Below are 6,404 nucleotides of genomic sequence, written 5' to 3' on the forward strand. Positions count from 1 at the left end.
GCGCTCTCCGGCACGACGAGCGGGCTCGCCTCGCGCACGACGGACGGGAACGCGCCCGCATCGGCGAGTCCGTAGAGCGGGCCGAGCGCGTCGTGATCGAGGAAGCCGGTGAACACAACCGACGACGGTGTGATCGCACGCTGGGCCGTCGCGATGTAGTCGTCGAAGCGACCCTCGACCTCGAGGGCGTCGAGGAACGCCTGCCCGGCGAACAACGGCTCGGCATCCAAGCCACCCGCGCCCTCGAGGGCGCCGCCGAGACGGACGAGTTGTTTGACCACGTCGCCGCGGCCCTCGGACAGCGCCCAGACCAAGGCCTCGAGGCCTTCGCGCAGCCCGCCCGTTCCCGCGATGATGGCCTGCGCTTCGGGGTATTCGTCCGCGACCAACGCGAGCGCCAGGACGAGATCGGCGGGACCCTTCGCCGCGATCAACCGCCCCACGTAGACGACGGTCTTGGCCGGCCACGCCACGCCGCGCAGCTTGTCCTCGAGGTCGGCGTCAGGCGCGGAGCGCGGGTAGTCGGCTTGGAGGGTGGACAAGAGATCGGCGTCGCTCGCATCGTCCTCGAGGGCGGACAGACGAGCGTGCAGGTTCGAGGTCGCGTCGGCGGGTCGGCCCCGGTCGGCGCCGTCCACGACGCCGGCGATGACCTCGACGGTCACGGCTCGGTCCTCGCGCTCGACCAGCTCGAAGATGGACGTGTCGGTCCCGACCGGCATCCGACCCATCTTGGCCTGGAAGCCGGGCACGGCCGCACCGAAGACGTCCTCGATGCGGCCCTCCATCTCGCCGTTGAGCGCGAACACGCGGGCGGCGCCCTCGAGGGCGGCCTCGGCCAGCCGACGCGAGCGCTCCTCCTTTTTGACGACGTACTCGATGGCGCTCCCGTGCGGCAGGACGCCGTACGGCGCTCCGCCCCGTTCGCGTGCTCGGTGCGCCGCGACGGCCATCAAGACGGTGTGGTTCACGATCCATGCCGCGACCCCAGCCTCACGCGCGACGGCCTCCAAGACGCGGGCGTTCGCCTCGACGTAGCCCTCGACCGCGTCGTCCTCGAGGTCGGGGATGTAAACGACGTAGTCGCTCGGCGTACTCGGTCGGACGTAGGTGGGCAGCACCTCGAGGTCGGGGCGGTGGACGGTGACGGTGCCGGGGTAGTCCGTGTCGCGCTCGAACAGGGTCTCAGCCTCGCCCTCGAGGTCGTAGGCGACGGCCTTGGAGACGAAATCATACCGCTCCGGCGAGCTCTCTTGGCACACGGCGTGGACCGTGTGGCCACCAGCCGCGAGCGCCCGCAGGATGGCGCGCGTCCACAAGTTGGAGCCCGCACCGGCCAAGCCGTAGCCGTGAACGACGCCGAGGGGAGTGGAGAGATCGGCCATGAAGGGATTGGGACTGGGGGACCGGCGGGGAGGCTCACCGCGTACCAGCCGGACCCGCCGGGGGTTCGTCCCGGCTCCCCTCTTCCCTGCCCCTCTTTCCTCATGGACGCCATGATCCTCGCGGCCGGCCTCGGCACACGCCTCCGCCCGCTCACCCTCGAAACGCCGAAAGCGCTCGTCGAGGTCGACGGCGTCCCGATGCTCGAGCGCGTCGCGCGTCGCCTCTTGGACGCCGGCGCCGACCGCATCCTCGTCAACGTGTCGTACCTCGCGGATCAGGTCGAGGCCTACGTCGAGGACGCAAAGTGGACGACGCCGGGAGGGCGTTTGGTTGAGGTCGTGGTCAGCGACGAGCCCGACGGCCCACTCGAGACCGGCGGCGGCATCAAGAAGGCCCTCGACTTTTTCCGCCGCGACGCTCCCTTCCTGGTTCACAACGCCGACATTTTGACGGACGTCGACCTCGAGGCGCTTTGGGCCGCCCAGAACGACGCGACCGATGGGCGCGTGGCGACGTTGGCCGTAGCGTCCGCTCGGACGGACCGCGCGCTCCTGTTCGACGGCGGCGGCCTGGCCGGCTACACGCTCGAGGGCGGTGAGCCCAAGCACATGCGCGACCTCGAAGGCGAGGGACGGATGGTCGATTTCTGCGGCGTCCAGGCGTGCGCACCGGCCATGCTAGACCGGATTGAGGCGCGCGACGAGGACAAGTTCTCCATCATGGACGTCTACCTCGGCCAGTCACGAGACGGCATCCGCGTCGAGGCCTTCGACGGGACGGACGCGCAGCCGAACCGGTTTATCGACGTCGGTACGACAGAGCGGCTGGAGACGGCGAACGAGGTCGTGGCCGGCGGCGACTTCCAGTAGAGGTTCGCCGTTCAGGGTTGACGGTTCGGCCTACGCGACCTCGAGGACGAGCAGAGACGGACCGACCTCGAGGACGGGAACCGCGACGGTGGCGCCCGTCAAACCCCAAACCCCAAACCCCAAACCCCAAACCCGTGCCCACCTACCAGAAACTCGTCGCCACCTCCATCACGCCCAACTTCCGAGAGGCGGCAGAGGTCGTCGAGGCCGAGATCCCGGAGCCGGGTCCCGGCGAGGTCCTGGTGCGCAACCGGTGGGCCGGCGTCAACGCGACCGACGTCAACATTTCGGCCGGGCGCTACGATCCTGGCGTCTCAGTCCCGTTCGACCTGGGCGCCGAGGCCGTCGGCACCATCGAGGCGGTCGGCGACGGCGTGGAGGGGTTCGCCGTCGGACAGCCGGTCGCGACGATGGGGTTGGGTGGCGGCTACCGTGAGGTCCAGGCCGTCCCGGCCAAGTTCGCCGTGCCCGTTCCGGACGCGACGCCCGAGGTGCTGTCCATCTTCGTCAGCGGGATCACGGCGTCGATCGCCCTCGAGGTCGTCGGCGAGATGGGCCGGGAAGACACGGTGCTGGTGACCGCCGCCGCCGGTGGCACCGGCCAGTACGCCGTGCAGCTCGCGGCGCTCTCGGGCAACACGGTGATCGGGACGTGCGGGAGCGACGAGAAGGCCGAGTTCGTCCGCGGCCTCGGTGCGGAGCGCGCCATCAACTACCGCACGGAGGATCTCAAGGCCGAACTCAAAGCGTCCGGCCCGTTCGACGTCGTCTACGAGAGCGTCGGGCAGCGCTTCTTCGACCTCGCGTTGCGCAACCTCGACACGCGTGGGCGGCTGATCGTGATCGGCTACGTGAGCGAGTACGTCGACGGCTTGGAGGACGCGCCCGGCCCGCGCGTCTACGCGTCGCTGCTGCAGAAGTCGGCCAGCATCCGGTCGTTCTTCCTACCCCACTTCTCGCGGTACTACGGCGAGCACATCCGCAAGCTGGTCGGGCTGATGCACGACGGGTCCCTCCGGGTCGCCATCGACGAACGGCGGTTCGAGGGCGTCGGCCAAGTCGTCGAGGCCGTCGAGCACCTGCACAGCGGGACGAGCCAGGGCAAGGTGGTCGTCCGCGTCGGGTAACCGCTCGCGACGGAACGATCTGCGCGCGACCCGCTCCGTCCTCGAGGTCGCAACGCTCGCCCACAGCCTCGAGGCCGGATCCCTCGCTCCCAACACACCGTAGCTGTTCCATGACCGACGCCCACTCCCTCCGCCTCGACGGCAAGGTCGCGATCGTGACCGGCGCCAGCCGGGGCATCGGCCGCGCCATCGCCCACGCGTTCGCCGCCGCTGGTGCCAGCGTCGCCTTGTCCAGCCGGACCCAGTCCGACCTCGAGGTCGTGGCCGGCGAAATCGAGGACGCGGGCGGACAGGCGCTCGCCGTCGCGGCGCACACCGGCTCCGACGAGGCCGTCGCGTCGCTCGTCGAGCGCGTCACGCAGGAGTGGGGCGGCGTCGATGTTCTGGTCAACAACGCGGCGACGAACCCGCACTTCGGGCCGGTCGTAACGAGCGACGCGTCGCACTGGGACAAGACGTGGGACGTCAACGTGAAGGGGTACTTCCGCACGATCCAGGCCTGCCTGCCCTCGATGAACGAGCGCGGCGGCGGGAGCGTCATCAACGTGGCGAGCGTGGCCGGCGAGCGGCCGTTGCCCGGCATGGGCGTCTACTGCGTCTCGAAGGCCGCCGTCCTGATGCTGACCGAAGTGCTGGGTGCCGAGCTCGCGGGCGACGGTGTCCGCGTCAACGCGATCGTGCCGGGCTTCGTCAAGACGCAGTTCTCGTCCGTGCTGTGGAAGGACGAGCGCAGCGCCGAGAAGCTCAAGGCCCTGATCCCCCAGCGTCGGATCGCCGACCCTGAGGAGCTCGCCCCGCTCGCGCTCTACCTCGCGAGCGATGCCTCCTCGTTCGTGACCGGCTCCCGCTTCCGCATCGACGGCGGCCAGTTGGTCGGCACACCGGGGTCGTGATGGATCCCGCCCTCCAAGACGTTCTTCGCCGCGTCGAGCGGTTCGTTGCCGAGCGCTGCGTCCCGCTCGAGCCGCTGCTTTTGGCGCACGACTACGCCGCCCTCGAGGACGCCCTCGAAGAGGTCCGCGCCGACGCCAAGGCGGACGGGTTGTGGAACCTCGCCCTGAGCAGCGACCACGGCGGAGCGGGCCTCGACCTCGAGGCGTTCGGACACGTCTCCGAAAAGCTGGGCTGGAGCCCGCTCGGCCACTTGGCGACGAACGGCCAGGCGCCGGACATCGGCAACATGGAGCTGCTGCTGGCCCACGCGAGCGCCGAGCAGAAGGGCCAGTTTCTCGCTCCGCTCTTGGAAGGCGACGTCCGGTCGTGCTTTGCCATGACCGAGCCCGAGCACGCCGGCTCCAACCCGACGCTGATGTCGTCGACGGCCGTCCTCGAGGGCGGAGAGTGGGTGATCGACGGCCACAAGTGGTTCACGACCGGCTTCGACGGCGCCGCTTGGACCATCGCGATGGTCGTCACCGATCCCGACGCCGACAAGTACGTGCGGGCCTCGATGATCCTGGTCCCGACCGACACGGACGGCGTCACGCACGTCCGCAAGCTGCCGGTCATGGGCGACGAAGGCGCCGGCTGGTTCTCGCACTCCGAGATCCGCTTCCAAGGCACGAGAGTCCCCGAGTCGAACCTGCTCGGACCTCGAGGCGGCGGATTCTTGCTCGCCCAAGAGCGACTCGGCCCCGGCCGGATCCACCACTGCATGCGCTGGATCGGCGTGTGCGAGCGCGTTCTCTCGATCGCTTGCGAGCGAGCGGCCTCGAGGGCGGTCTCGGCCAGTGCGGTCCTGGCCGACCAGCAAGCGGTTCAGCACGCCATCGCAGAGAGCCGGGTCGAGATCGACGCCGCGCGGCTGCTCGTCCTCGAGGCCGCACACCGGATCGAGGACGAGGGGGCGCGGTCGGCGCGGGGCCAGATCAGCGCGATCAAGTTCTACGTAGCCGGGACGTTGGGGCGCGTCTTGGACCGCGCCGTCCAAACGCTGGGCGGGCTGGGCGTCTTGGACGACACGTTGGTCGCGTTCTGGTACCGCCACGAGCGCGCCGCGCGCATCTACGACGGCCCGGACGAGGTCCACAAGACGGTCGTCGCCCGCGAGGAGCTGAGGCGCTACCGGTCGTGACCACGCTCCCGATCCGAGGCGCCGACCTCGCGTTTCACGACGAGGGAGACGGCTTCGAGGTCGTCGTGCTTGGGCACGGCTACCTGATGACGTCCCGGATGTGGGAGCACGCCGCGGCAGCGCTCGTCGGGGCCGGCTACCGCGTGGTCCGGCCCGAGTGGCGCGGCCAGGGCCGGAGCGAGGTCACGGCCGACGGCTACGACCCGTGGGCCCTGGCCGACGACCTGCTCGCAACGCTGGACGCCCTCGAGGTCGAACGCTTCCACTACGTCGGCCACTCGATGGGCGGCTACGTCGGGTACCGGCTGGCGCTGCGAGCGCCGGACCGGGTCCAGAGCCTGCTCCAGATTGGGACGACGTCGCAGGCTGAGAAAGGCGCCGCGCTTCGCCAGTACAACGTGCTGCTCTGGGTTTTCCGGCTCTTCGGCGTCGGGGCGGTGTACCGCCGGATCCTGCCCATCCTGTACGGGCCGGCCTACGTCGCGGACCCCGCGCGTGCTGGCCTGCGCGCCGAGCACCGGTCTTGGATCGCGTCGAACGCGAGGGCCGGCGTCTACCGAGCGGGTCGCGGCATCTTCGGCCGCGACGACGTCTCGGGCCGGCTGTCCGAGATCGAAGTCCCCACGCTGGTCGCGACCGGCACGCACGACGCCCCCCACCCACCCGAGCAAGGCCGTACCGACGCCGAGCGGATGCCGAACGCAGAGTTCCGCGCCCTCGAGGTCGGGCACACGCCGCCGCTTGAGGCCCCCGACGCCACGACAGCGCTCGTCCTCGAGTGGCTTGCCCGACACCGCTCCGATGCCTGACCGCTCCCTCCGCGACCCAATCGACCTCGAGGCGGTGCGCCCGTGGCTGCACGAGACCCTCGGCCTCGGGGGCGAGGTCTCGGTCCACCAGTTCTCGGCCGGCTTCTCCAACCTGACGTACCGCATCGAGGTCGGCGGG

The 6,404-nt window shown here is 70.2% G+C and carries 5 protein-coding genes and 1 pseudogene; 5 read left to right on the top strand and 1 reads right to left on the bottom strand.

Going from position 1 to position 6,404, the window contains the following annotated elements; all coding sequences use genetic code 11:
- Nucleotides 1-1,385 (bottom strand): annotated as a pseudogene (locus tag WBA11_RS13705) (hypothetical protein); the annotation flags it as partial.
- A 111-nt stretch (nucleotides 1,386-1,496) separates the two neighbouring features.
- On the opposite strand from WBA11_RS13705, the gene WBA11_RS13710 reads away from it, so the two are divergent.
- From WBA11_RS13710 to WBA11_RS13730, 5 genes are all read left to right on the top strand, one after another.
- On the top strand, nucleotides 1,497-2,255 hold the full coding sequence (locus WBA11_RS13710) for a nucleotidyltransferase family protein (protein WP_424521232.1): 759 nt from the start codon (nucleotides 1,497-1,499) through the stop codon (nucleotides 2,253-2,255).
- 134 nt (nucleotides 2,256-2,389) lie between these two features.
- On the top strand, nucleotides 2,390-3,382 hold the full coding sequence (locus WBA11_RS13715) for a zinc-binding dehydrogenase (RefSeq protein WP_424521233.1): 993 nt from the start codon (nucleotides 2,390-2,392) through the stop codon (nucleotides 3,380-3,382).
- Nucleotides 3,383-3,492: 110 nt separating this feature from the next.
- Nucleotides 3,493-4,275 carry an SDR family NAD(P)-dependent oxidoreductase gene (locus WBA11_RS13720; protein ID WP_424521234.1) on the top strand — a complete coding sequence of 261 codons (783 nt, stop codon included), beginning with the start codon at nucleotides 3,493-3,495 and terminating at the stop codon, nucleotides 4,273-4,275.
- A complete protein-coding gene (locus WBA11_RS13725) occupies nucleotides 4,275-5,456 on the top strand; it encodes an acyl-CoA dehydrogenase family protein (RefSeq protein ID WP_424521235.1) in 1,182 nt (393 codons plus the stop codon). Before WBA11_RS13720 ends, WBA11_RS13725 begins: the two co-directional genes overlap by 1 nt.
- Nucleotides 5,453-6,265 carry an alpha/beta fold hydrolase gene (locus tag WBA11_RS13730; protein ID WP_424521236.1) on the top strand — a complete coding sequence of 271 codons (813 nt, stop codon included), beginning with the start codon at nucleotides 5,453-5,455 and terminating at the stop codon, nucleotides 6,263-6,265. Before WBA11_RS13725 ends, WBA11_RS13730 begins: the two co-directional genes overlap by 4 nt.
- The last annotated feature ends 139 nt before the right edge of the window (nucleotides 6,266-6,404 follow it).

The organism is Rubrivirga sp., assembly GCF_049648075.1.
In the GTDB taxonomy this organism is placed as follows: Bacteria; Bacteroidota; Rhodothermia; order Rhodothermales; family Rubricoccaceae; genus Rubrivirga.

Excerpts from the sequence above, each read along its gene's own strand:
- WBA11_RS13710 (WP_424521232.1), top strand. The coding sequence starts at position 1,497 with ATGATCCTCGCGGCCGGCCTCGGCACACGCCTCCGCCCGCTCACCCTC.
- WBA11_RS13720 (WP_424521234.1), top strand. The coding sequence starts at position 3,493 with ATGACCGACGCCCACTCCCTCCGCCTCGACGGCAAGGTCGCGATCGTG.
- WBA11_RS13725 (WP_424521235.1), top strand. The coding sequence starts at position 4,275 with ATGGATCCCGCCCTCCAAGACGTTCTTCGCCGCGTCGAGCGGTTCGTT.